26 protein-coding genes and 1 tRNA gene are annotated in these 24757 nt (G+C 64.2%); 23 read left to right on the top strand and 4 right to left on the bottom strand.

The annotated features are described in order from the left end of the window. Window positions 1-37 precede the first annotated feature (37 nt). The 7 genes from ACFPOB_RS23740 (at window position 38) to phoB (ending at window position 6535) form a co-directional block, all read left to right on the top strand. Entirely contained in the window at window positions 38-1090 is a 1053-nt protein-coding gene (locus ACFPOB_RS23740) for an ATP-binding protein (RefSeq protein WP_377800833.1), read from the top strand. 108 nt (window positions 1091-1198) lie between these two features. After that, window positions 1199-2224: a phosphate ABC transporter substrate-binding protein PstS gene (gene pstS / locus ACFPOB_RS23735; RefSeq protein WP_377800832.1), complete on the top strand. Its 1026-nt coding sequence runs from the start codon at window positions 1199-1201 to the stop codon at window positions 2222-2224. Window positions 2225-2328: 104 nt separating this feature from the next. After that, a complete protein-coding gene (gene pstC / locus ACFPOB_RS23730; RefSeq protein ID WP_377800831.1) occupies window positions 2329-3297 on the top strand; it encodes a phosphate ABC transporter permease subunit PstC in 969 nt (322 codons plus the stop codon). 15 nt (window positions 3298-3312) lie between these two features. Continuing rightward, window positions 3313-4203, top strand: coding sequence for a phosphate ABC transporter permease PstA (pstA, locus tag ACFPOB_RS23725; RefSeq protein ID WP_092160026.1), 891 nt, complete (start codon window positions 3313-3315; stop codon window positions 4201-4203). 33 nt (window positions 4204-4236) lie between these two features. After that, complete coding sequence (gene pstB, locus ACFPOB_RS23720) at window positions 4237-5037, top strand: phosphate ABC transporter ATP-binding protein PstB (protein ID WP_377800830.1); 801 nt, start codon at window positions 4237-4239, stop codon at window positions 5035-5037. A 41-nt stretch (window positions 5038-5078) separates the two neighbouring features. Next, entirely contained in the window at window positions 5079-5804 is a 726-nt protein-coding gene (phoU, locus tag ACFPOB_RS23715; RefSeq protein WP_092160029.1) for a phosphate signaling complex protein PhoU, read from the top strand. Window positions 5805-5836: 32 nt separating this feature from the next. After that, window positions 5837-6535 (top strand): phosphate regulon transcriptional regulator PhoB, encoded by a 699-nt coding sequence (phoB, locus tag ACFPOB_RS23710; RefSeq protein ID WP_137883968.1) that lies wholly within the window; start codon window positions 5837-5839, stop codon window positions 6533-6535. A gap of 9 nt (window positions 6536-6544) precedes the next feature. On the opposite strand, the gene ACFPOB_RS23705 is transcribed toward phoB, so the two are convergent. Both ACFPOB_RS23705 and ACFPOB_RS23700 read right to left on the bottom strand, forming a co-directional pair. Further along, window positions 6545-6865, bottom strand: coding sequence for a YnfA family protein (locus tag ACFPOB_RS23705; RefSeq protein WP_377800829.1), 321 nt, complete (start codon window positions 6863-6865; stop codon window positions 6545-6547). Between the two features lie 79 nt (window positions 6866-6944). Beyond that, window positions 6945-7496: a GcrA family cell cycle regulator gene (locus ACFPOB_RS23700; protein ID WP_377800828.1), complete on the bottom strand. Its 552-nt coding sequence runs from the start codon at window positions 7494-7496 to the stop codon at window positions 6945-6947. Window positions 7497-8214: 718 nt separating this feature from the next. Here ACFPOB_RS23700 and ACFPOB_RS23695 point away from each other — a divergent pair. The 3 genes from ACFPOB_RS23695 to ACFPOB_RS23685 are packed head-to-tail and all read left to right on the top strand — an operon-like array spanning window position 8215 to window position 11356. Next, window positions 8215-9426, top strand: a complete 1212-nt coding sequence (locus ACFPOB_RS23695; RefSeq protein ID WP_377800827.1) for an aspartate aminotransferase family protein — start codon at window positions 8215-8217, stop codon at window positions 9424-9426. A gap of 2 nt (window positions 9427-9428) precedes the next feature. Further along, complete coding sequence (gene argF, locus ACFPOB_RS23690; RefSeq protein WP_377800826.1) at window positions 9429-10358, top strand: ornithine carbamoyltransferase; 930 nt, start codon at window positions 9429-9431, stop codon at window positions 10356-10358. Next, window positions 10358-11356, top strand: a complete 999-nt coding sequence (locus ACFPOB_RS23685) for an Hsp33 family molecular chaperone (protein WP_377800825.1) — start codon at window positions 10358-10360, stop codon at window positions 11354-11356. The genes argF and ACFPOB_RS23685 overlap by 1 nt, the downstream gene beginning before the upstream one ends. Before the next feature lie 120 nt (window positions 11357-11476). On the opposite strand, the gene argE is transcribed toward ACFPOB_RS23685, so the two are convergent. Continuing rightward, window positions 11477-12652 carry an acetylornithine deacetylase gene (gene argE, locus ACFPOB_RS23680; RefSeq protein ID WP_377800824.1) on the bottom strand — a complete coding sequence of 392 codons (1176 nt, stop codon included), beginning with the start codon at window positions 12650-12652 and terminating at the stop codon, window positions 11477-11479. After that, window positions 12649-13041, bottom strand: a complete 393-nt coding sequence (gene apaG / locus ACFPOB_RS23675) for a Co2+/Mg2+ efflux protein ApaG (RefSeq protein ID WP_092160036.1) — start codon at window positions 13039-13041, stop codon at window positions 12649-12651. Before apaG ends, argE begins: the two co-directional genes overlap by 4 nt. A 243-nt stretch (window positions 13042-13284) precedes the next feature. On the opposite strand from apaG, the gene ACFPOB_RS23670 reads away from it, so the two are divergent. The 13 genes from ACFPOB_RS23670 to ACFPOB_RS23610 all read left to right on the top strand — a co-directional run bounded on the left by ACFPOB_RS23670 (window position 13285) and on the right by ACFPOB_RS23610 (window position 24550). Then, on the top strand, window positions 13285-14448 hold the full coding sequence (locus ACFPOB_RS23670; protein WP_280142120.1) for a 2'-deoxycytidine 5'-triphosphate deaminase: 1164 nt from the start codon (window positions 13285-13287) through the stop codon (window positions 14446-14448). A 259-nt stretch (window positions 14449-14707) separates the two neighbouring features. Continuing rightward, the gene (locus tag ACFPOB_RS23665) at window positions 14708-15004 is read left to right on the top strand and encodes a hypothetical protein (RefSeq protein WP_377800823.1); all 297 of its coding nucleotides are present in this window, start codon (window positions 14708-14710) and stop codon (window positions 15002-15004) included. A gap of 126 nt (window positions 15005-15130) precedes the next feature. Then, window positions 15131-15205 (top strand) — tRNA-Gly (locus ACFPOB_RS23660). Window positions 15206-15584: 379 nt separating this feature from the next. After that, window positions 15585-16145 (top strand): glycosyltransferase family protein, encoded by a 561-nt coding sequence (locus ACFPOB_RS23655; RefSeq protein ID WP_377800822.1) that lies wholly within the window; start codon window positions 15585-15587, stop codon window positions 16143-16145. Beyond that, window positions 16142-16558 carry a glycosyltransferase family protein gene (locus tag ACFPOB_RS23650; RefSeq protein WP_377800821.1) on the top strand — a complete coding sequence of 139 codons (417 nt, stop codon included), beginning with the start codon at window positions 16142-16144 and terminating at the stop codon, window positions 16556-16558. The genes ACFPOB_RS23655 and ACFPOB_RS23650 overlap by 4 nt, the downstream gene beginning before the upstream one ends. Before the next feature lie 220 nt (window positions 16559-16778). Next, window positions 16779-17834, top strand: coding sequence for a dTDP-glucose 4,6-dehydratase (gene rfbB, locus ACFPOB_RS23645; protein WP_377800820.1), 1056 nt, complete (start codon window positions 16779-16781; stop codon window positions 17832-17834). A gap of 17 nt (window positions 17835-17851) precedes the next feature. Then, window positions 17852-18409: a dTDP-4-dehydrorhamnose 3,5-epimerase gene (gene rfbC, locus ACFPOB_RS23640; RefSeq protein WP_377800819.1), complete on the top strand. Its 558-nt coding sequence runs from the start codon at window positions 17852-17854 to the stop codon at window positions 18407-18409. A gap of 18 nt (window positions 18410-18427) precedes the next feature. Continuing rightward, a complete protein-coding gene (gene rfbD / locus ACFPOB_RS23635; RefSeq protein ID WP_377800818.1) occupies window positions 18428-19321 on the top strand; it encodes a dTDP-4-dehydrorhamnose reductase in 894 nt (297 codons plus the stop codon). Window positions 19322-19327: 6 nt separating this feature from the next. Then, window positions 19328-20194, top strand: a complete 867-nt coding sequence (gene rfbA, locus ACFPOB_RS23630) for a glucose-1-phosphate thymidylyltransferase RfbA (RefSeq protein WP_377800817.1) — start codon at window positions 19328-19330, stop codon at window positions 20192-20194. A 322-nt stretch (window positions 20195-20516) separates the two neighbouring features. Beyond that, window positions 20517-21794, top strand: a complete 1278-nt coding sequence (locus ACFPOB_RS23625) for a glycosyltransferase (protein ID WP_377800816.1) — start codon at window positions 20517-20519, stop codon at window positions 21792-21794. A gap of 34 nt (window positions 21795-21828) precedes the next feature. Beyond that, window positions 21829-22797: an NAD-dependent epimerase/dehydratase family protein gene (locus ACFPOB_RS23620; protein ID WP_377800815.1), complete on the top strand. Its 969-nt coding sequence runs from the start codon at window positions 21829-21831 to the stop codon at window positions 22795-22797. Further along, window positions 22794-24152 (top strand): glycosyltransferase family 4 protein, encoded by a 1359-nt coding sequence (locus tag ACFPOB_RS23615; protein ID WP_377800814.1) that lies wholly within the window; start codon window positions 22794-22796, stop codon window positions 24150-24152. Before ACFPOB_RS23620 ends, ACFPOB_RS23615 begins: the two co-directional genes overlap by 4 nt. A 182-nt stretch (window positions 24153-24334) precedes the next feature. Beyond that, on the top strand, window positions 24335-24550 hold the full coding sequence (locus ACFPOB_RS23610) for a hypothetical protein (protein WP_377800813.1): 216 nt from the start codon (window positions 24335-24337) through the stop codon (window positions 24548-24550). The last annotated feature ends 207 nt before the right edge of the window (window positions 24551-24757 follow it).

Raw genomic sequence — 24757 nt, 5'->3', positions numbered from 1 at the left:
GACGCCTCGCCGCAGGCCACGCAAAGGCAGGAGCCGCATGCACGCTCTGGTCGACCCAAAGGCGCCGGTCACGGCGGCGCTGATCGAGGCTATCGGCGTTCCCGCCGTATTGCTCGACCCCCAGGGCGTGATCCAGGCGCTGAGCCCGACCGCGCCGGCGCTTGTCACCGCGCTCGCCAAGGGCAAGCCGCTCGCCCTGGTGATGCGCGACCCCGATCTGATCGATGCGATCGAGCAGGTCTCGCGCCATGGCGGCCGGCGCGCCGTCGAGCTGATCGAGCGCGTGCCGGTCGAGCGCACCTTCCGCATCCACATCGCTGCGCTCGCCGGCAGCGGCTGGCGCCGGGCCGTGCTTCTGACCTTCGAGGATCTCAGCGAGCAGCGCATGACCGAGCGGATGCGCGTCGACTTCGTCGCCAATGCCAGCCACGAATTGCGTACGCCGCTCGCCTCCGTGCTCGGCTTCGTCGAGACCCTGCAGGGGCCGGCGCGCAACGATGCCGCCGCCCGCGACCGCTTCCTGGCGATCATGCGCGAGCAGGGCCTGCGCATGGCCCGGCTGGTCGACGACCTGCTCTCGCTCTCGCGCATCGAACTGCGCGCCCATCTCGCGCCAGAGACGCCGGTCGATCTCTCCAGCATCGCCCGCGAAATTCTCGACTCCCTTGTTCTGATGGCGCGCGAGCGCGAGGTGACGCTGAATCTCGACGTGCCACAGCACCCAGTCACCGTCGCCGGCGATCGCGACGAATTGCTGCGGCTGATGGAGAACCTGGTCGAGAACGCGATCAAATACGGCCAGCGCGGCGGCGAGGTCGGCATCACCGTCGCGATCTCCGGCGAGGAGGCGAGCATCAGCGTGCGCGATGACGGGCCGGGCATCGCCCCGGAGCATCTGCCGCGCCTGACTGAGCGCTTCTACCGGGTCGACACCGCCGCCAGCCGCGAGGCCGGCGGCACCGGCCTCGGCCTCGCCATCGTCAAGCACATCGTCCTTCGCCATCGCGGCAGGCTGACCATCGAGAGCGTCGTCGGCCAGGGCGCGACCTTCCGGGCGATCCTGCCGCGCCTGCCGGAGTCGACCCGTTAACGATTTGTGACGGCAGCAGGCGCGCTTTCATGACTGTGTGTCATGTGGCTGTCATATAGCCGGTGTTCTAGCAAGGCCGCTGCTCTTGCGACCCAGAGAGGACATCTCATGCGCAAACTTCTCATTCTCGCGGCCGCTGCCGCCGGACTTTCGGGTGTTGCCCAGGCTGCCGACATCACCGGCGCCGGCGCGACCTTCCCCTTCCCGATCTACTCCAAATGGGCCGAGGCCTATAAGAAGGAGACCGGAATCGGCCTGAACTATCAGTCGATCGGCTCGGGCGGCGGCATCCGCCAGATCAAGGCGAAGACCGTCGCCTTCGGCGCCACCGACGCTCCGCTCAAGGGCGAGGATCTGACTAAGGACGGCCTGATCCAGTTCCCGACCGTGATGGGCGGCGTCGTCCCGGCGATCAACATCGCCGGTGTCGATGCGGGCAAGCTCAAGCTGACCGGCCCGATCGTCGCCGAGATCTACATGGGCACCATCAAGAAGTGGAACGACCCGAAGATCACGGCGATCAACGCCGGCGTCACCCTGCCGGACGCCAACATTAACCCGGTCTACCGTTCGGACGGCTCGGGCACGACCTTCGTCTTCACCGATTACCTCTCCAAGGTTTCGCCCGAGTGGAAGTCCAAGGTCGGCGCTAACACCTCGGTCCAGTGGGCCGTTGGCATCGGCGGCAAGGGCAATGAGGGCGTTTCCGCCTCGGTGAAGCAGGTCGCCAACTCGATCGGCTATGTCGAGTACGCCTACGCCAAGCAGAACAAGCTCAACTTCGCGCTGATCCAGAATGCCGACGGCAACTACCCCGCGCCGGACGACAAGTCCTTCCAGGCCGCCGCCGCCAACGCCAACTGGAATGAGGCCCCCGGCTTCGGCATCTCGCTGAACAACCAGAAGGGCGCTCAGGCCTGGCCGATCACCGCTGCCACCTTCCTGCTCGTCCACGCCAAGCCGGAGAAGCCGGAAGAGGTGCAGGCCGCGCTGAAGTTCGTCGACTGGGCCTACAAGAACGGCGACCAGCTCGCCCTCGACCTCGACTATGTGCCGCTCCCGGCCAACGTCAAGGATCAGGTCCGCAACGCCTGGAAGGGCGTCACCGACCCGGCCGGCAAGCCGATCTTCTGATCGCGCCCGCCCCTAGAACGACCGGCGGGGGCCGTCACCGGCCCCCGCCGCCTTGCGCGACGAGACCGACTCTTTCCGTCTTCACGTGATTCGGAGTTCCACGGATGGCTGCCGTGACTGACCAGATGGCGCCCGGCGCGCATGTTGCCCGCAAGACTCCGAAGGGCACGTTCGACATCGTCTTCCGCAACGCGAGCTTCCTGTCGGCCCTGTTCGTGCTGCTGCTGCTCGCCGGGATCATGGTCTCGATGGTGATCGGCGGCTGGCCGGCCTTCCGCGAGATGGGGCTGGGCTTCCTGACCTCGAGCGTCTGGGATACCCAGAACGATCAGTACGGCGCCTGGCCGGCCATCGCCGGCACCCTCTCGACCGCCTTGATCGCGCTCGTCATTGGTGTGCCGCTCTCGCTCGGCATCGCCGTCTTCCTGACTCAGCTCGCGCCGCCCTGGTTCAAGCAGCCGGTTTCGACCGCGATCGAGCTGCTCGCCGCCGTGCCGTCGATCATCTACGGCATGTGGGGACTCTTCGTCTTCGTGCCGCTCTTTGCCGCCTATGTGCAAGTGCCGCTCTCGAACGTCGTCGAGGGCATGCCGATCCTCGGTACGATCCTCTATTCGCGTTCGCCGTCCGGCCTCGGCATCCTCACCGCCGGCTTCATCCTGGCGTTCATGATCATCCCGTTCATCGCCTCGATCACCCGCGACATGCTCGACCAGATCCCCTCGGTGCTGCGCGAGAGCGCCTATGGCATCGGGGCGACGACCTGGGAGGTCGTGCGCCATGTGCTGGTGCCGCAGGCCGGCGTCTCGATCATCGGCGCTATCATGCTCGGCCTCGGCCGTGCGCTCGGCGAGACCATGGCGGTGACCTTCGTCGTCGGCAACGCCAACCGGCTGTCCGGCTCGATCATGGATCCCGGCTCGACCATCGCCTCGCGCATCGCCAACGAGTTCAACGAAGCGCTTGGCCTGCAGCTCAACGCGCTGATCGCGCTCGGCTGCATCCTGTTCTTCGTCACCTTCGTCGTCCTCGTGATTGCGCGCATCCTGGTTGCGCGGGTAAAATCCTACTGAGCGGATGGAAAGACCATGACTCTCGCCACCCCCTCGACCGTTCGTGCCCTGCCGCCCGCGACCTGGGGGCGCGTGCGACAGTCGCGCCGAACCGCTGACCGGGCGATGAAGATCATCGCGACCACCTTCACCCTGCTGGCGATCTCCGTGCTGTTCTGGATCCTCGGCATGCTGATCGTGAAAGGCATCGGCGGCCTTTCGGTCGCGACCTTCACCCAGATCACGCCTGGTCCCGGCTCGGAAGGCGGCGGTCTCGCCAACGCCATCGTCGGCTCGCTGGTGCTGACGTTCCTCGGCATCGCGGTGGCGACGCCGATCGGCGTGCTGGCCGGCACCTATCTCGCCGAATACGGCAAGGGCTCGAAGCTGGCCGACCTGATCCGCTTCATCAACGACATCCTGCTCTCGGCGCCCTCGATCCTGATCGGCCTGTTCGTCTACGTGATCATGGTTCAGCCGCTCGGCGGCTATTCCGGCTGGGCCGGCGGCGTCGCGCTCGGCATCATCGCGATCCCGGTGATTGTGCGCACCACCGAGGACATGCTGCGGCTCGTGCCCGGCCCGCTGCGCGAGGCCGGCTCGGCGCTCGGCGCCCCGCCCTCGGTGGTGATCACCTCGATCACCTGGCGGGCGGCGAAATCGGGCATGGTCACCGGCATCCTGCTGGCGCTCGCGCGCATCGCCGGCGAGACCGCGCCGCTGATCTTCACCGCCCTGAACAACAATTTCTGGTTCTCGCCCAGCCTGTTCGGCGGCGTCTCCAACCTGCCCGTGACGATCTACCAGTTCGCCTCCGCCCCTTACGAGAATTGGCAGCAGCTCGCCTGGGCCGGCTCGCTGATCATCACCGTCTCAATCCTCGTGCTTTCCATCATCGCCCGGCGCATCGTGCGCGGCGGCAAGTGATCCAAGTAGCGTCCGATCGGAAGGACCATGAAGATGCTCTCGACCCTGGAACTGAGCCCGCAGACGCTGGACGCCGACGCTCCCGTCCGCATCGCCGTCAAGAATCTCGATTTCTACTACGGCGAGCACAAGGCGCTGAAGAACATCAACCTCGACTTCCGTGACCGCCACGTCACGGCGCTGATCGGCCCGTCGGGCTGCGGCAAGTCGACCCTGCTGCGCATCTTCAACCGGATCTACTCGCTCTATCCCGAGCAGAAGGCCACCGGCGAGATTCTGCTCGACGGCCGCAACATCATCTCCAACAATGTCGACGTGAACGAATTGCGCTCGCGCATCGGCATGGTCTTCCAGAAGCCGACGCCCTTCCCGATGTCGATCTACGACAACGTCGCCTTCGGCATCCGCCTCTACGAGAAGCCGCCGAAGTCGGAGCTCGACGACCGCGTCGAGGGCGCGCTGCGCCGCGCCGCGCTCTGGGACGAGGTCAAGGACAAGCTGAAGAGCTCCGGCATGGGCCTCTCCGGCGGCCAGCAGCAGCGCCTGTGCATCGCCCGCACCATCGCCCAGAAGCCCGAGGTCATCCTGTTCGACGAGCCGACCTCGGCGCTCGACCCGATCTCGACCGGCAAGATCGAGGACCTGCTCGAGCAGCTCAAGACCGATTTCACCATCGTCATCGTCACCCACAACATGCAGCAGGCGGCACGCATCTCGCAGTACACCGCCTTCATGTATCTGGGCGAAGTCATCGAGTTCGACGCCACCAACACCATCTTCATGAACCCGCACAAGAAGCAGACGCAGGACTACGTCACCGGCCGCTTCGGCTGAGGTCCACGCAGTCGTCGGCCAGCCCCGAAGGATACGCCCCGATGTCGGATCAACATATCGTCCGCTCCTACGATGCCGATCTCGAAGGCCTGCGCCGCAGCCTCGCCGAGATGGGCGGCATGTCCGAGCGCATGCTCGGCGATTCCACGGTCGCGCTGGTGCGCCGCGACACCGCGCTTGCTCAGAAGATCATCACGGCCGACCAGCGCCTCGACAATCTCCAGCGCGAGGTCGAGGAGAAGGCGGTGCTGACCATCGCCCGGCGCCAGCCGCTCGCCAATGATCTGCGCGAGCTGATCTCGGCGATCCGCATCGCCGCCGACATCGAGCGCGTCGGCGATCTCGCCAAGAACATCGCCAAGCGCGCCGTCGCGATCTCCGGCCAGTTCTCGCCGCCGCATCGCGCCGTGGTCGGCCTCGAGCATATGAGCCGCCTGGTCCAGGCCCAGCTCAAGGACGTGCTCGACGCCTATGCCGCCAGCAACGAGCAGAAGGCGATGGAGGTCTGGCGCCGCGACGACGAGATCGACGCGCTCTACACCTCGCTGTTCCGCGAGCTCCTGACCTATATGATGGAGGATCCGCGCAACATCACCTTCTGCACGCATCTGCTGTTTTGCGCCAAGAACGTCGAGCGCATCGGCGACCACACGACGAACATCGCCGAGACCATCCATTACCTCGTCACCGGCCAGTCCATGGACGAGACTCGGCCGAAGCTCGACACCACCAACATCCTCGTCGACCTGCCGGCGGCCAATGGCTGAACTGGTAGGCGGTTGAGCGAAAGCGAGACCCTATGCCTGCACGCATCCTGATCGTCGAGGACGAGGAGCCGCTGACCCTGCTGCTGCGCTACAACCTCGAGGCCGAGGGCTTCGAGGTCGACAGCGTGGCGCGCGGCGACGACGCCGAATTGCACCTGCGCGATCACACGCCGGATCTCGTCCTGCTCGACTGGATGCTGCCCGGCCTCTCCGGCATCGAGCTCTGCCGACGCCTGCGCACGCGTCGCGACACCGAGCGCGTGCCGATCATCATGCTGACCGCCCGCGGCGAGGAGACCGAGCGCGTGCGCGGCCTCGCCACCGGCGCCGACGACTATGTCGTCAAGCCGTTCTCGCTGCCCGAGCTGATTGCACGCATCCAGGCGCTGCTGCGCCGCGCCAAGCCGGGCCATGTCGCCGGACTGCTCGCCGCCGGCGATCTCGAACTCGACCGCACCACCCGCCGGGTCCGCCGCGCCGGGGCCGAACTGCATCTTGGGCCGACCGAGTTCCGACTGCTCGAATTCCTGATGCAGGCGCCGGGCCGCGTCTATTCGCGGGCGCAGCTGCTCGATGCCGTCTGGGGCCGCGACGTCTATATCGACGAGCGCACCGTCGACGTCCATGTCGGCCGCCTGCGCAAGGCGATCACCCCGGCCAATTCCAAGGATCCGCTGCGCACCGTGCGCGGCGCCGGCTATGCCTTTGACGAGACGTTTGCGCGCGGCTGACCGTTTTGGTCAGCGCGGCGTAGCGATAATGACCGCTGCGCCGGCAAGGCAGAGCGCCGAGCCGGCGAGATCATAGCGATCCGGCGGTATTTTCTCGACCAGTGCCATCCAGGCCAGCGAGGCGAGGATGTAGATGCCGCCATAGGCGGCAAAAGCGCGTCCGGCCGCGGGGCTGTCGATCAAAGCCAGCTGCCAGGCGAAGGCGGCGAGTAAGACCAAGCCTGGCAGCAGCCACCAGACCGGCTTGCCGAGTTTCAGCCAGGCCCAGAAGGCGAAGCAGCCGGCGATTTCGGCCAGCGCGGCGCCGAGATAGATCGCGAATGTCGCCATGCGCGGGCCCTCTGGTCCTGCCCATGAGCAACCGGCCTTGCGGCCGGCTTTCATGGTTATGCAATCGCGTCGCGAGCACTCAGGCGCGGATGGCCTTGCTGCGGTCGCGCCGACGGTCTGCCGCAGGCTGGTAGGCGATGCGAGCATGATAGGCGCAATAGGGCAGGCCGGTCGCGCTGCGGCCGCCGCAGAAGCGGAATTCCGGCGAGGTCGGGTCACCCATCGGCCAGCGGCACATATATTCGCGCAGATCCATGATGGTGACCCGCTCGGAGAACGGCACCACCACGTCCTCGGACGGGGCCGGCTCGCGCTCGACCTGCGCCTCGGCCTCGATCTCGGCCGCGAATTGCGGGGCGAGCGCGGTGTTGCCGCGGGTCAGCCCGGCGCCGCCGTTCTGATGTCCGGCCGGGTGGCTCGGCGGGCGGGCTGCCGGCTTGCGCGGACGCGGCGCGGCCGAGCCCGGGCTCTTGGCCCGGCCTGACAGGCCGAGACGATGGACTTTCCCGATGACCGCGTTGCGCGTGACATTGCCGAGCTCGGCGGCGATCTGGCTCGCGCTCAGGCCGTCGTTCCAGAGCTTCTTGAGCAGTTCGACGCGTTCGTCGGTCCAGGCTCCGGCTTCGGTCATGGGGTTGCACCTGTCTTCGTCATGTCCCACCGGCGGGCCGGCGAGGCATAGGGAGAGATCATGGCGGAATCCGATACCGGCAGCGTCCGTGGTTAAACGGAAGCCGTTACGCCCGGGACTGACGATACTGGAGACGCCGCACGAGATGTCGTATCTGACGAAGACGACCATACAAGATGGCCTGACTCGGCCACAAGAGTCGCCGAATCCTAATTCGGCTTTTCCCCAGCCAATCGCCGCAGATGGTGTGGCAGTGAGTCCAATCGGCAACGCTGTCGCGAGGTCATGGCTCTTGCAGAAGAAGCTTCAGCCCTCCTCCTGAGGAGCGGACGTCAGTCCGCGTCTTGCAGGATGCTCCAGCTGGTGCCGGAGCCTCCGGCAGCATCCTTCGAGACGCCGCTGACGCGGCTCCTCAGGATGAGGGCTGAGGGCAGGGCCAATCGCCCTCCCGCCAGGGCTGCTGCAATTGACAGGGCCTGGCCGGTTTTGCATAGTCGCGTGACGCAGCCGCCCCAAAGGGCGGCGCTTATGTTTTTGAGCGATCGGGATTTTCCTTCGATGCGGCTTGACGCGCGACGAGACGACGGGAACGGCCAGCGACGATAATGTCGCCGGCGGGTCGCATCGTGCCGGCATCATGCCGCCTTGCGTCCCAACCTGCCGTTCCCGGCCCGAGATTCCGCGCTACCCTCCTGTTTCGCCGCAAGGATTTCGCTCCATGAGCATCGCTTCCGCTTCTTCCGTTCTCCTGCCGACCTATGCCCGCGCCCCGATCGCGCTCGAGCGCGGCGAGGGCGCCTGGGCGATCACCGCCGACGGCACCCGCTATCTCGATTTCGGTGCCGGCATCGCCGTCAATTCGCTCGGCCATGCCCATCCGCATCTGGTCGAGGCCCTGACCCAGCAGGCGCAGCGGATCTGGCACACCTCCAACCTCTACACGATGCCCGAGGGCGAGAAGCTCGCCCGACGGCTCTGCGAGGCGACGTTTGCCGAACGCGTCTTTTTCACCAACTCGGGCGCCGAGGCGAACGAGTGCGCGATCAAGATGGCGCGCAAATACCACGCCGCGAAAGGCCATCCCGAGCGCTACCGGATCGTCACCTTCGAGGGCGCCTTCCATGGCCGCACGCTTGCGACCATCGCTGCCGGCGGCCAGCAGAAATACATCGACGGCTTCGGCCCCAAGGTCGATGGCTTCGACCAGGTGCCCTTCGACGACGAGGCGGCGCTGAAGGCTGCGATCACGCCGGAGACCGCGGCGCTGATGATCGAGCCGATCCAGGGCGAGGGCGGCCTGCGCTCGGTGCCGATGCGCTTCCTGAAGCGCCTGCGCGAGCTCTGCGACGAGCATGGCCTGATGCTGATCTTCGACGAGATCCAGACCGGCGTCGGCCGCACCGGCAAGTTCTTCGCCTATGAGCTGGGTGGCGTCGTCCCCGACATCATGTCGATCGCCAAGGGCATCGGCGGCGGCTTCCCGATGGGCGCCTGCCTCGCCACCGAGGAGGCGGCCTCCGGCATGACGCTCGGCACGCACGGCACCACCTTCGGCGGCAACCCGCTCGCCATGGCGGTCGGCAACGCCGTGCTCGACGTCATCCTGGCTGATGGCTTCCTCGACCATGTCCAGAAGACGGCCTTGCGCCTGCGCCAGTCGCTGGCCCAGCTCAAGGATCAGCATCCCCAGGTGATCGAGGAGATCCGCGGCGAGGGGCTGATGCTCGGCCTCAAGCTCAAGACCCCGAACACCGATTTCGTCGCGCAGGCCCGCGCCGCCGGCCTGCTGGTGGTCGCGGCCGGCGACAATGTCGTGCGCCTGCTGCCGCCGCTGATCATCGGCGAGAGCGAAGTGGCCGAGGCGGTGGCGCGGCTGGACAAGGCGGCTGGCGCGGTCGAGGCGGAACTCGCCCGGCCGGCGGCGGAGTGAGCATGATGTCTGCGACGCGTCACTTTCTCGATCTCTCGGATTTCTCCGCCGGGGAACTCCGCGCCATCCTCAAGGCGGGCGAGGAGATCAAGGCCCGCCGGCGCACGCCCGCGGCCGCCGGTGATCGCCTGCTCGAGGGCAAGGTCATCGCCATGATCTTCGAGCAGCCTTCGCTGCGGACCCGCGTCTCCTTCGACGTCGGCATCCGCGAACTCGGCGGCTCGCCGATGATGGTGACCGGCCAGGAGATTGAGCTCGGCGAGCGCGAGACCATCGCCGACACCGCCCGGGTGCTCTCGCGCTATGTCGACGCGATCATGATCCGCATGCTCGACCACGATTCCGTGGTCGAGATGGCGAAATACGCCACCGTGCCGGTGATCAACGGCCTGACCAAGCGCCAGCATCCCTGCCAGGTCATGGCCGACGTCATGACCTTCGAGGAGCGCAAGGGCTCGATCAAGGGCAAGCGCATCGCCTGGACCGGGGACACCAACAACGTTCTGACCTCCTGGGTCCACGCCGCCGGCCGCCTCGATTTCGAGCTCGCCATCGCCACCCCCGAGGAGCTCGCGCCGCCGCCGGCCTTGCTCGATTGGGCCCGCAAGCAGGGCGCGAAGCTGCAATTGACCAATCGCCCCGAGGCCGCGGTCGAGGGCGCCGATTGCGTCATCACCGATTGCTGGGTCTCGATGGGCGACGAGGAAGGCACGCGCCACAACCTGCTGCGGCCCTATCAGGTCGATGAGCGCCTGCTCGGCCGCGCCGAGAAGGATGCGATCTTCATGCACTGCCTGCCGGCCTCGCGCGGCGAGGAAGTGACCGACGCGGTCATGGATGGGCCGCAATCGGCTGTCTTCGACGAGGCCGAGAACCGCCTGCATGCCCAGAAGGGCATCCTGGCCTGGTGCTTCGGCGGAGTGGCGGCCTGATGGCCGACGCCTCGCCCGCGGGCGCACCCGACGACCGGGTGCTGCCCTTCGCCGTGCCGGCGCTCGATGTGCGCGGCCGGGTCGTCCGGCTCGGCCCCTCGCTCGACCAGGTCCTCGAGCGGCATCATTATCCCGAGCCGGTCGCGCGCGTCCTCGCCGAGGCGGCGGCGCTGACCGTCATGCTCGGCACCACGCTCAAGGGCGAGGGCCGCTTTCAGCTCCAGACCAAGAGCGACGGGCCGATCTCGATGCTGGTCGTCGATTTCAACGCGCCGGACTGCTACCGCGCGATGGCCCGCTACGATGCCGACCGCCTTGCGGCAGCGATCGATGCGAATGCGATCGCGACCGGCGAACTGCTCGGCAAGGGTCATCTTGCCATGACTGTCGACCAGGGCACCGATGCAACGCGCTATCAGGGCATCGTCGCGCTCGACGGGCAGAGCCTGGAAGAGGCGGGCCATCAGTATTTCCGCCAGTCCGAGCAGATCCCGAGCCGCATCCGCCTCGGCGTCGGCACCGTCCTGACCGGTGAAGGCCTCGCCTGGCGCGCCGGCGGCCTGATCGTCCAGTTCATGCCGACATCGCCGGAGCGGCTGCGCGCCGCCGATCTCCACCCCGGCGATGCGCCGGAGGGGCACGAGATCCTCGCCGCCGGTGACGATGACGGCATCAGCGACGACGCCTGGGCCGAGGCGCGCTCCCTCGTCGGGACGATCGAGCATCACGAACTGCTCGATCCGCTGCTGGAGAGCGAGCGCCTGCTCTATCGGCTCTTCCATGAGCGCGGCGCCCATGTCTTCGAGCCCGTCGCGGTGCAGGAGGCCTGCCGCTGCTCGCGCGAGCGGGTGCTCGGCATGCTCAAGGGCTTCTCGGCCGACGACCGCAAGGCGATGGTCGCCGATGACGGCACGCTCGGCGTCACCTGCGAGTTCTGCTCGCGCCGCTACCAGTTCGACCCGGCCGAGGTCGAGGCGGAGATCTCGGCGGAACAATAGGCGTGCGTCATGCTCGGGCTTGACCCGAGCATCTCAGGCCGGAAGAGGCGCCGGTTGGCGTGTTCGCGTCACGAGATTCCCGGGTCTGCGCTTCGCTTCGCCCGAGAATGACGATGTCGCTTACCCCCGGCACTCGGCCATCAGCTTGCGCATGAAGGCCTCTCCGGCCGCGAACTGCTCCAGTGTGATGTATTCGTCCGGCTGGTGTGCCTGGTCGATCGAGCCCGGGCCGCAGACGATGGTCGGCAGGCCGGCGCGCTGGAAATGCCCGGCTTCGGTGGCATAGGCGACGGCGATGGTGCGGTTGCGCCCGGCGAGGCGCATCACCAGCGTCTCGGCCTCGGAGCCAGGATCGGGCGCCAGGCCCGGCACGTCCGAGCTCATCACCGTCTCGATCGCAGCCGATGGCGCGGTCTTGCGCATGCGGGCGAGCACCTCGTCCGACAATTTGGCGAAACGGGCCGGCACCTCCTCGGGATCGGAACCCGGCAGCGTGCGCACCTCCCAGGCGAGATCGCAGCGATCGGCCAGGATGTTGCGGGCGATGCCGCCATGGAATTTGCCGATATGGATGGTGTCATAGGGCGGGTCGAAGCGGCCGCTCTCGTCGATCCGGCCCTCGCGCTCGTCCGCCATGGCGACGAGGCCGGCGGCGAGGCGGGTGCCGGCATGGACAGCGCTGGCGCCGAGATGCGGCTTCGAGGAATGCGCGGCAAAGCCGGTGATCGCGGTGAAGAAGGTGCGGATGCCCTTATGCGCATCGGCGAGCTCGAGCGAGGTCGGCTCGCCGACGATGACGGCGCGCGGCCTAGGCAGGCTCTTGCCCATGGCGGCGATGCCGTCGACGACACCGAGGCAGGTCACCTCCTCGTCATAGGAGAAGAACAGGTGGATCGGCGTCTTCAGGTCGGCGGCGAGGAAATCCGGCACCAGCGCCAGCGCCAGCGCGACGAAGCCCTTCATGTCGACCGAGCCGCGGCCATAGGCCTTGCCGTCCTCGACATGCAGGGTGAAGGGATCGCGCGACCAGGCCTGGCCCTCGACGGGCACCACGTCGGTATGGCCGGAGAGGACGATGCCGCCCTTGTCCTGCGGGCCGATCGTGGCGAACAGCGCCGCCTTGTCGCCGGTCGCGTTCGGGAAGCGCACCGACGGCACCCCCCAGCCGGTGAGATAGCCCTCGACGAAGGCGATCAGGTCGAGATTGGATTTGTGGCTCACCGTGTCGAAGGCGACGAGGTGGGCCAGCATGTCGAGCGGCTGGTAGCGCTGCCCGGTCGGAACGGTGGCGTTCAATGCAGGACCTTCTTCACATAGGGCGAGTCGAGCGGAAACAGCGGCACCTCGACGTCGAAAAGCGCGCCGTCCTCGCCGAGCATCGCGTAGACACCGCGCATGCTGCCGTCGGGCGTCATCAGCGGGCAGCCCGAGGTATAGCTGAAGCGCTCGCCCGGCTGCAGCACCGGCTGCTGGCCGATAACGCCGTCGCCACGCACTTCATGAACCTCGCCACGCCCGTCGGTGATGAACCAATGCCGCGTCATCAATTGCAGGGTGCGCGGCGAGAAGTTCTCGATCTCAATGGTGTAGGCCCAGAAATAACGGCTCTGGTCCGGGGCGGACTCGCTGTCCATGAACTTGGGCGAGGCGGTGACGCGCACGCCATGCGTTTCGGCCTGGTACATGATCGCGGCTCCGTGCCGCCTCCTTACGGCTCACGCCGGGGCGGCGGGAAGGCCTTGTTATGACCTGGGACGGCGCAGCGTCAATGCCGCCAACCGGCCGTAGACCCGATGATCCGCGACGCGCGGGCATGTGGACAACCCGACACCGGACTCGCCAGCCGCATCCCAGCGCGGCAAGAAGAAGATCAATCTCGCGGCGGACTTAGCTTTGCGCCGCATTGAACAAGGTGATCTGATAGCGCCATGGCGACGTCGCCCGACATGCAGGCCGAGATCGCGACCGCGCCGGCTTCGCTCGCCGGCCCCGTCGGCGTGCTTCCGCGCCAGGACATCCGCAAGCTCGTCCATTGTGGCATGGTCCGCTCGACCTCCGGCGCCTTCTCCGAGAGCCAGTACCAGCCGGCGAGCCTCGACCTCAGGCTCGGCCACAAGGCCTATCGCGTCCGCGCCAGCTTCCTGCCCGGGCCTAACAAGAGCGTTGCCCAGATGCTCGCCGACCTGACCCAGGACGAGGTCTCGCTCGAGGAGGGCGCGATCCTCGAGAAGAACTGCGTCTACGTCGTCGAGCTGATGGAGTCGCTGCACGAACTGCCGGCGACAATTTCCGCTTTCGCCAATCCGAAGAGCTCGACCGGCCGGCTCGATGTCTTCACCCGCCTGATCGCCGACCGCAGCGGGGCCTTCGACAGCGTTGCCGGCGGCTATTCCGGCAAGCTCTATGCCGAAATCTCGCCGTCGAGCTTCTCGATCAAGGTGCGCAAGGGCAGCCGCCTCAACCAACTGCGCTTCCGCCGCCGCAGCTCCGGTCAGGAGGAAGCGGAGGGCTTTCGCGTTTCCGACCGTGAGCTGCGCGAGGTGCATCGCCACACGGCGTTGGTCGACGGTCCCGCGACGATCCGCAACGGCCTGATCTTCAGCATCCATCTCGGCGATGCCGAGGGCGAGATCATCGGCTATCAGGCCCAGCGCTTCACCGACGTCATCGATGTCGACCGGGTTGCAGGCTACGAGATCGACGATTTCTGGACGCCGATCCCGGCCAAGCGCAAGCGGCTGATCCTCGATCCGCATCAGTTCTACATCCTCGCTTCGAAGGAACGGATTCACATTCCACCGGCCTTCGCCGCAGAGATGGCGCCGATCGACCCGGCCATGGGCGAGTTCCGCGTGCACTATGCCGGCTTCTTCGATCCGGGTTTCGGCGTCGCTGCCGATGGCGTTCCCGGCAGCCGCGGCGTGCTCGAGGTCAGGAGTCATGAGGTGCCTTTCCTGCTCGAGGACGGGCAGGTAGTCGGCCGGTTGGCGTTCGAGCGCATGGCGACCGAGCCGGATGCTCTCTATGGCGCGATCGGCACCTCGAACTATCAGGGCCAGGCTCTCAAGCTCTCCAAGCATTTCCGCAGCTAGACTGCAGGAAAGGGCATTTTGCTCGGGCCCGGCTCAACCCTTCCTTAGCCGCAAAAACGCAACGCACGCAGGAAGATTGCCCGTTCTGCAACCTTCCCGGCGACAAAACGGCGATTCCGTGTCAGATGGCTCCAAGCGCCGATGGCGTCGCAGGCCGCTGGCCTGCGGCGTGTTCATGCTTGTGTCACCGGCGGGAGGCATCGACCGCCCTCCGCTCAATGGCTTTCGTGGCCAAATGTCTACAGGGAAAGGATTTCTCATGCGCGCCCTCATCATCGCCGGTGTTCTCGCCGCCGCTCTCGGCGGCTGCCAGAGCGTCGAGCAATCGGCCGCCGAAGCCGACGACGTCTGCATCAATGCCGGCCACAAGCCCGGCACCCGCGCCTTCGAGCGCTGCCGCAGCGACGTCTTCCAGAGCTTCCGCCGCTCCAATGCTCAGGCGAGCAACGCGGTCGCGGCCGGCGTCGTCGCCGGCGCGGTCGGCGGTGCGGTCATCGCCGCCTCGTCCCGCCGCCACTATGGCTATTATGGCTGCGGCTATTACGGCTGCTGGTAAGACGCACCGCGTCTGATCCGAACCGCGCCGGGCGACAGGGGTCCGGCGCGGTTTTTCGTTTGCTGCTGAAATCTCGGCTCGACCGGCTTGCGGGCGATGGCTGCACCCGGCTATACGGGCAGGCGTGCGGGCGTAGTTCAGTGGTAGAACGTCAGCTTCCCAAGCTGAATGTCGTCGGTTCGATCCCGATCGCCCGCTCCAAATTTGTTGGAACTCAGCTGGTTAAACGGCCTACCGTTGAACTCGCGTTCCCTACGTTCCCAATCCGTTCCCTATCGTCGGACAGGATGCTGCTTGCGCTCTCTCGTGAATTCGAGAGGGGTTATGGCAACGGCTTGGCGGCATCTGGTGCATGGAGCCTGTCACGCGGCTAATGACCAGCCTCGGGACATGACCCGCAACCCAGCCTGAGCCTATGCCCGCTTTCGAGAGTGGACGGCCGCCTCCTCGTCTTCGAAGCGCCGTTCAGCGCTTCTGATGGCAATGGTTCGGCAGACCTTGGTGCCTGTGCAGCGCGCTCCTGCATGGTTCGACGGTTCTCGACGACCGGGGGTGCTGCCATGAACTGTCCGGCGTGATAATGCGCGGCCAGATTGGACCGGACAACGCGCTACGAGGCAGCGTGACCGACGGCGGTAGCACCGCAATGACAGCGAAAGAGACGCAGATGCGAGGCGCTCGCGCCTGTGCCGGCGTCGTGCTGTACCGTCCCGACAAGGCGCTGCTTGCGCGTCAGGCCGAGGGTCTGCGGGGCCTCGGGTTGTTCGCCTTCGCCAACGGCCCCGTCGACGCTGATACGCTGGCGGCACTGGCGCCGACCGACCTGCACCTGATCGAGAGCGAAGAGAATGTCGGGCTGGGCCGGGGCCTCAACGTCGTCATGGCGACGGCCGCCAGCGAAGGCTTCACCCATGTCATGCTCCTCGACCAGGACAGCGAGCCGCCGCGAGACTTGCTCGACCGGCTGACGTCACGCTGCACGGCGCTGGAAGAGCTGGAGAGAAGATCGCCGTCGTCGCCCCCCGTCTCGTGCCGCCGCAGGAAGGCTTCTACAAGCCGATCCGTTATGAATGGCGCCGAGGCAGGAACGGTCGCGACCTCGCGGCCCTCGATTTCGCACCGACATCAGGCTCGTTGGTGAGCCTTGCCGCCTTCGAGGCAGTCGGGCCGTTTCGTGACGATTTCTTCATCGCCGGGATCGACGTCGAAGGGGGCTTCCGCGCCTGGGAACGCGGCTGGGGCTCCTATCTGGCGACCGATCTCGTCATGCCGCCCCGCTGGGGGGAAGCGGTGAGCGAGGAGGACCTGGTCAAGCCGCAGATTCTGCGGCATTTCAAGCTCGGCAACTATTATTACGTTTGCAATGTGGTTGCCGTTGCCCGACTTCGGCACGTGCTGCTGGCCTGGCGGGCCAAGTCCAGCTTGGCACTGATGGCGCAAATCGCCTTGCTTGCGCTGAAGGGGCAGCCTGGCGCGCTACGCCCTGTGTTCAAGGGTATTCGTGACGGCCTGGCCGGCCGGCTATACAGGGCTCTGGGTGATGTTGTGTTTTAATGCAGCTCACATCCTGTGGCTTCCGTAAGGTCGTCAATGGCTGGGGTGCAATCGTCGAAAACGGCATTGGATGCAGCCGATTTTGGGCGGGCAGCGTTGGAGCATACCTCGTTTCATAGCTCAGCAATGCTTGTGGCACTCTATTGCTTGACTTCCGAGAGAGACACTGCTTTCTCCCTGCCCAACTGAGCTATGTTGGACGCTTTTGGGGTCGAGGTGCATGCCGTTGAAATTTCTGGTTACCGGCGGCGCTGGCTTCATCGGTTCGGCGGTGGTGCGCAAACTGATCGGCGAGACGCAGCATGAGGTCTGTGTCGTCGACAAGCTGACCTATGCCGGCAATCTCGCTTCGCTGGCACCAGTTTCGGGCAGCAACCGTTATCGCTTCGAGCAGGCTGATATCGGCGATGCCGAGCGGATGCAGGCGATCTTCGCCGGATTCCGGCCGGATATTGTCATGCACCTTGCGGCCGAGAGTCATGTCGATCGCTCGATCGACGGGCCGGCGGCTTTCATCGAGACGAATGTTGTCGGCACCTTCGCGCTGCTGCAAGAGGCGCTCCGCTACTGGCGCAGCCTTAGTGGCGACGAGCGAGATCGCTTCCGGTTCCACCACATTTCGACCGACGAGGTCTTTGGTTCGCTGGGCAGCGAAGGCTTCTTCCGGGAGGACACGCCCTATCAGCCGAACTCTCCCTACTCGGCCTCCAAGGCGGCCTCCGACCATCTCGTGCGGGCCTGGCACCATACCTATGGTCTGCCGGTCGTGATGACAAACTGTTCGAACAATTACGGGCCCTATCACTTCCCCGAGAAGTTGATCCCGCTGATGATCATCAATGCGCTCGAGGGCAAGCCGCTGCCGATCTACGGCAACGGCCTCAATATCCGGGACTGGCTGTATGTCGATGACCATGCCGATGCACTTTTGACGGTGGCGCAGCGCGGCGTGCTTGGCGATAGCTACAATATCGGTGGACACAACGAGAAGACGAATATCGACGTCGTGAAGGGCATCTGCGCCATCCTCGACGAGTTCAGGCCTGATCCGGCCGGCCCGCATGAGCGGCTCATCACCTATGTGACAGACCGTCCCGGCCATGATGCGCGCTATGCGATCGACGCCGGAAAGATCGGTCGCGAGCTAGACTGGAAGCCAAAGGAAACCTTCGAGACCGGCCTGCGCCGCACCGTCGAATGGTATCTCGCAAACGACAAGTGGTGGGGCGATATCCGTTCCGGCGTCTATCGTGGCGAGCGCCTTGGCGCGGCTTGAACCGGACAGATTACACCATGCTCAGCGCCGAAGACACTGCCATCCCTGCGGTCAAGATTATCACCCCGAAGAAGCATGGCGACCATCGCGGCTTTTTTTCCGAGGTGTATAAGCAGTCAGATTTGGCTTCAGCCGGGATCGAACTCGTCTTTGTGCAGGACAATCACTCGCTCTCAGCGCAGGTCGGAACGCTGCGCGGCCTGCATTTTCAGTCGGCGCCCTTCGCCCAGGACAAGCTTGTGCGGGTGGCAAGGGGCCGCGCACTCGACGTCGCCGTCGACCTGCGGGCTTCGTCGCCCACCTTCGGCAAGCATGTCGCGATCGAACTTTCGGCGCAAAACTGGCGCCAGCTCCTAGTGCCGATCGGGTTCGCGCATGGCTTCGTCACGCTAGAGCCAAATACCGAGGTGCTTTATAAGGTAACGGCGCCGTACAGCCCCGCCAATGACCATGGCCTCGCCTTCAACGATCCAGCGCTCGGCATCGACTGGCGTTTGCCTCATGGCGAGCTTGTGCTCTCGGACAAAGACCAAAAGCATCCGCGCTTGGCCGACCTGCCGCGCTATTTCGACTGAGGGCTGGGACCAAGCCGGATGAGGGTCACCGTCACGGGACAATCGGGCCAGGTTGTGCTCTCCATGCTGGAGCGCGCACCGCAAGGCGTGACGGTGACGGCGCTCGGGCGACCCGCTCTCGATCTGAAGCAGTTGGATTCGATCGACTCGGCGATCGCCGCTTCGCAACCAGATCTCGTCGTCAATGCCGCGGCCTTCACCGCTGTCGACCTCGCAGAGACTGAAGAAGCGACGGCTCGAACAGTGAACGGCGCCGCGGCCGGCGAGGTTGCGCGCGCCGCGGCCGGGCTCGGGGTGCCGGTCATCCAGATCTCGACGGATTATGTCTTCGACGGCAGCGTCGACCGACCCTATCGCGAGGACGACCCGGTCGCGCCGATCTCGGTGTATGGCCGGAGCAAGCTCGCTGGCGAAGAGGCGGTGGCTGCGGCCAACCCGAACCACGCCATTTTGCGAACGGCCTGGGTCTACAGCCCCTTTGGCAAGAACTTCGTCAAGACCATGTTGCGGCTGGCCGAAACCTGCGATGAGGTCGGCGTCGTTGCCGACCAGGCCGGTTGCCCGACGAGCGCGCTCGACATCGCCGGTGCGATCTTCGCCGTCGGCCGCAACCTGCTTGATCGTCCGGGCGATCCATCCCTGCGCGGCGTCTTCCATATGGGCGCACAGGGCGAGGCGGTCTGGGCCGACGTGGCAAAGGCGATCTTTGCCGAGCGCGAGCGGCTGGGCGGCAAGCCCGTGCGGGTCAAGCGCATCGCGACCGCAGATTACCCAACGCCCGCGCGTCGGCCGGCTAATTCGCGGCTGGACTCCTCAAAGCTCAAGATGGTTCATGGGGCCGGCCTGCCGTATTGGCAGGCCTCGCTCGCATCTTGCGTGCGCCGGCTCTTGAGCACCGAACAGACGGGATAGACGACGATGAAGGGCATAATCCTGGCCGGCGGCTCTGGCACACGGCTGCACCCGATGACGCTGGCAATGTCGAAGCAGCTGCTGCCGGTCTACGACAAGCCTATGATCTACTACCCGCTATCGACGCTGATGCTGGCCGGCATCCGCGAGGTGCTGATCATCTCGACACCACACGACCTGCCGCATTTTCAGCGGCTGCTGGGCGATGGCTCGGCTTGGGGCATGAGCTTATCCTACGCCGAGCAGCCCCATCCGGGCGGGTTGGCACAGGCCTACATCATCGGCGCCGACTTTGTCGCGGGTAGGCCGTCGGTGTTGATCCTCGGCGACAATTTGTTCTACGGACACTCGCTTCCGGAGATGATGGCCTCGGCGGCCTCGCGCGCCAAGGGCGCCAGCGTCTTCGCCTATCATGTCCGCGATCCGGAGCGTTACGGCGTCGTTGATTTCGACGCGAGCGGCAAAGCCGTCTCGATCGAGGAGAAGCCGAAGGTCCCGAAATCGAATTGGGCTGTCACGGGCCTGTATTTTTACGACGAACAGGTGGTCGAACTCGCCAGGACTCTCAAGCCTTCGCCTCGCGGTGAGCTCGAGATTACCGACATCAACCGCGTTTACCTCCAGCGAGGCGAGCTTGCAGTCGAAACAATGGGCCGTGGATTTGCTTGGCTCGACACCGGGACACCCGATAGTCTTCTGGAAGCGGGAGAGTTTGTTCGCACGCTCGAAAGCCGGCAGGGCCTGCGTGTCGCCTGCCCGGAAGAGATTGCCTATCGTCGAGGATGGATTTCGGCCGAGCAACTTTCTGCACAGGCCCAGAAGCTCGCCAAAAGCGACTATGGCCGCTATTTGCTCGGAATTGTCAATGACTAAGTCCCAGTTATCTAGGACGTCCAGCGCTTTCGCAGGGCTTACTCCAAATTATTGCCAGTTTTTGCATCAGCACCAGCGATCGCAAACTGTCGGCTCTCTAGCGAGGCCTGTGGTTCGATTCAATCTATTCCAAAGCTGCACGCGACAAAACAGCCAATATCGCTGCAGTTTTAAGCCCCAATAACCATGCGTTCGCTTACGGAGGCCCACTCGGTGTAAGCGGATGAGACAGGGGAACAGTACAGGGCATAAAGCGTTGCGCCTGCGGATAGCCTTTGTGGTCCATCAATTCCTGCCACGTCACGCTGCAGGAACGGAACAGTTGACGTTGAAGATCGCGAAAGCCATGAGCGCTCGTGGGATGGATGTCGTGATTGTGGCGGCGGAACCAACGTCGAACGCAGTTCCTTCGATTACCCAAGATAGCGTCGATGGTGTGCTCGTCTTGCGCCTACAGGCAATCGCCATCCACGATCCTTTTGTTAGCATCCGAAATGAAAAAGCAGACGCCTTGTTGTACGAAGCACTGGAGAGCGTATCGCCCGACGTGGTTCATGTTATTCATTTTAGCCATGTCGGTATAGGTGTTATCGACGTAGCTGACGCATTGCGCCTGCCTTTAGTATTCACTGCTACCGACTTCTGGTGGCGCTGCCCGCTTGAGCGGTTGCAACTGCCAAACGGAGCACGCTGCGCGGGCCCCGGTTTATTCGGGGCAGCGTGCCTTCGCCACCGCCTGGCGCTCCACTACAGCCCCGAAACGCTCGCTGCGCGCGCTTATGCAGCAGTCCCATCGTGGGTGTATGCATTCCTGTCGCTGGCAGCGCGCGGCCTTTCGTCGCTTTTCCCATTCGCCATGCGAGCCGCTGAGCTGTCGCGCCGCCAGGAACAACTGCGCCTCTACGCGCGTCGCATTGAGTTGTCCCTCGCTCCTACACCAGCGGTTCGCGAAGAGATGCTAGCGGCCGGGTTCCAGCCGGATAGTGTTCGTCTTTTGCCATTCGGCATCGAAGTCCCCGAAGCAGGCCATTCCAAAAATTCCCAGCGTCCTTTCACGATCGGGTTTGTCGGAACCTTGCGCCCGCACAAGGGAGCTCATTTCCTTCTGGAAGCGGCGAGTCGGCTCCCTGCCGGTACCGAAGCTAAGATACAAATTTATGGCGATCGTCAGACTGATGCTGCCTATACGCAAACTCTCGACGACCTAGCTCGCGCCTCCGCCGTACCCGTGACATTTGAAGGCGCTTTCGCAGAGGGCCAGTTCGGACGCGTTCTATCAGGTCTCGATGTGGTTGTAGTTCCTTCACTTTGGATGGAAAACCGTCCACTGGTGCTACTTTCGTCGTTGGCTAGCCGCAAGCCTGTCATTGTGACTGATCAACCGGGGCTCACCTGCGAGGTGGAGCACGGCAAGAACGGCTTGATCGTTCCCCCTGACGATCCCGAAGCTCTGGCCAAATCGCTACATCAGTTAGCCTGTGACCCCAGTTTGCTTGAGCGTCTAGCCAGTCATCCCAAACGGCCAATGCGAATGGAAATATATATTGATGCGCTACAGGCGATCTATCGGGAAGTTGCGTACTCGACCCGCAGCGAATAACAAGCGCTGCTAGAAATTGGGATTGGTTCGGCTGATGGCTTGTCATTTGATTCTCGGCGCTGGCGGTTTTGTGGCTAGGCATGTCGCGACGCTGCTTGCTATGCGCGGCGAGTCAGTGCGTCTCGCGGCTCGATCAGCTACGCCCGTGATCGATACAATGCTGGCACGAGGCATGACGGCAGTTTTCGGTGACCTTCGCGATGCTGACTGGGGAGCTTTGCTGCAGGGTGTCGATGTGGTGCATCATTATGCTTGGTCAACAGTGCCTAGCACCGCGGATCGCGACCCGCTCGGAGATATCGACGGGAACGTGCGTCCTACGCTCGCCCTGCTGGAAGCAATGCGCGCCCGAGGGGGTGGGCGCGTCCTCTTCGCTTCCTCGGGTGGGACAGTCTACGGGCATTTACGTCAAATCCCGGTCAGCGAGGACCAGCCTGTCGAACCAGTATCTATTTATGGAGTGGGGAAAGCGACAATTGAGCGATATCTCTCGGTGTATAAGAATCAGCATAATATCGACGCACGCATCGCGCGACTTTCTAATCCCTTTGGAGTAGGGCAGAGTTTGGCTGGAAATCAAGGCGCTGCGACGCTGTTCCTGCACCAAAGCATGGCCAACGATCCGATACATATTTTTGGAGACGGGAGTGTCGTTCGCGATTATGTCCACATCGCAGACGCCGCTGACGCGCTAGTTGCGTTGGCTACGCTGGCGCTGCCGCCGGAGGCACCACACGTTTTCAACATCGGAACAGGGGTGGGCGTGAGCTTGAATGAGATCTTGATCGTACTCGAGCGTTGCCTGGACCGGAAAATCAATATCCGACGCGTGGCCGGCCGCGCCTACGATGTTCCGATAAACGTGCTAGATGTCCGTCGTGCCCGGCAGTGGCTAGGCTGGTCGCCTCAATTGAATTTTGAAGAGGGCATGCTGCGGGCGATAAGCGATTTGAGGATTGGGACTGGCACTATGTCGTCATTAAATGCGGTACGCCCCCAGTGAAAGTCGCGTTGTTCGTCCATTGCTTCTTTCCAGAACACTTCTACGGCACAGAAACCTATACACTCGGACTCGCGAAGAACCTCCAGGCCCTGGGCCATGACGTTACTGTTGTAGCCGGGGTTTTCCAGGGAGAGCCGCGCCGCCAAGCCATCATCGAACACTCCAGCTTTGACGGGGTACCCGTCGTTACGATCGATAAAAATTACGTCCCCCATTCGCGGGTGAGGGAGACCTATTTTCAAGAAGAAATGCGGCCGCATTTGACTGAAATTCTGCGCGAAATCGCTCCTGATATCGTCCATGTTACTCACCTGATCAACCATACAGCGGTATTGCTAGAAGTTGCCAATCAACTAGATATTCCGCTGGTCGCAACGCTGACAGATTTTTTCGGGTTTTGTTATAACAACAAGCTCGAAGCTGCGGACGGAGTACTTTGTGCTGGGCCTAACCGCTTGCGTTCGAATTGTATTGCCTGTCATTTGAAGGCTGCGGCTTTGGGTGGGGAGCCGCGCGCGAAGAAGCTTTCTAGAATTCCCTATGGCTGGCACCTCGGGGCGCTGGCTTTGCGGGCTGGTGAAGCCTTCGGCTGGCCTCGTGTCGCAGGAGCCGATGCTGTGGTCTCAGACATCGTTGACCGCCCCCGGATACTGGCGCGGGCTTACCGGGGCTACGACGCCATGATCGCGCCAACACATTTCTTGCGTGACGCGTATGTTCGAAATGGTTTCAGCGATCAACATATGAGCCTGCTTCGGTTCGGTGTCGATATCGACAGATCACCAAAGCCGGTGCGAGCGCCTGCTACTCCTTTGACGATTGGGTTTATCGGTCAGATCGCCGCTCATAAAGGTACCTCGCTTATTGTGCAGGCGGCGCGCGCATTGCCACCCGGAAGCGTGCGTCTCATTATCTACGGACCTGCGGATCAGGATCCTGACTATATGCGCTCGCTGCGGCAAGCGGCCGGACCGGAGACAGAGTTCCGTGGAACGTTCGCACCCGAGCGGATGGCTGCTGTCATGGCAGAAATGGATATCCTTGCCATACCGTCGACTTGGTACGAAAACAGCCCGCTCGTGCTATTGAACGCGTTGGCGACCCACACCCCGGTCCTTGTGTCGGACGTTCAGGGGTTAACCGAGTTCATTACGGAAGGCCGCGATGGGTGGAGTTTTCGTCGAAGCGACCTCGCCGACCTAACCCGAGTCATGGCGGGCCTTGCGGCGAATCCTGAGGTGGTTCAAGCAGCCAGTGCAAACACGGTGTATGATCGGACAACGCGGTCGATGGCGACCGAGGTCGGAGCAATTTATGCCTCGCTTGTGAGGGGTAGACTTGTCAAATCGCGTTGAAGCGCGGCTCTGACGCATCAGTTTTGAACTGATGGGGTGGATGCCCCCTCCGGCCGGCATCGTAAGGTGCCTGCGAGTGCCATCAAGGCGCGGTCGAAGGAGGAGCCCATGTCCGACGTTGACCTACCACTGAGTTTTTCCTCCATGCGGAGTTAGCGTCCGGCCCTGACGAGGACGGACTGATGAAGCGTAAGCCTCCGGTGAAGGCCACGCCGCTGTCAGGATGCCTGGCGTCACGGACTATCGGCGAACGCGGTCTTGATAACGGCGTGGGCCGGATGGTCTGCTTCGAACCAGACGGCGGCAATGTGCGCCACGAAGCGATCAGGGTCGAGCGTAAGCGCTGCTCTGAGAGCACCTTTCAGCCGGTGAGCTCAGGGTCGATGGTGGAAGCCTGAGGGCTTCGACACATGACGATTTCAGAGCATACGCTTAAAAACCAGCGCGGACGAGCCGGTCCGGCGGTTCGAAGTTTTTACCGGCGCGGGACGCCGGTGGGATTGGTCCGTACGCACACGAGGAGGGCCGCATGACTGAAGCCTTCGCGCGAGGGCCGCTGGCGCGATGATGGGGCGCGTGAAGGTCAGGCGGCCTTCTGATCTGCG

It is taken from the genome of Allobosea eneae (genome assembly GCF_042657265.1).
Classification (GTDB): Bacteria; Pseudomonadota; Alphaproteobacteria; order Rhizobiales; family Beijerinckiaceae; genus Allobosea; species Allobosea eneae.
Note: the sequence above shows the minus strand (reverse complement) of the source record. Positions and strands in the feature narration are given on the sequence as shown.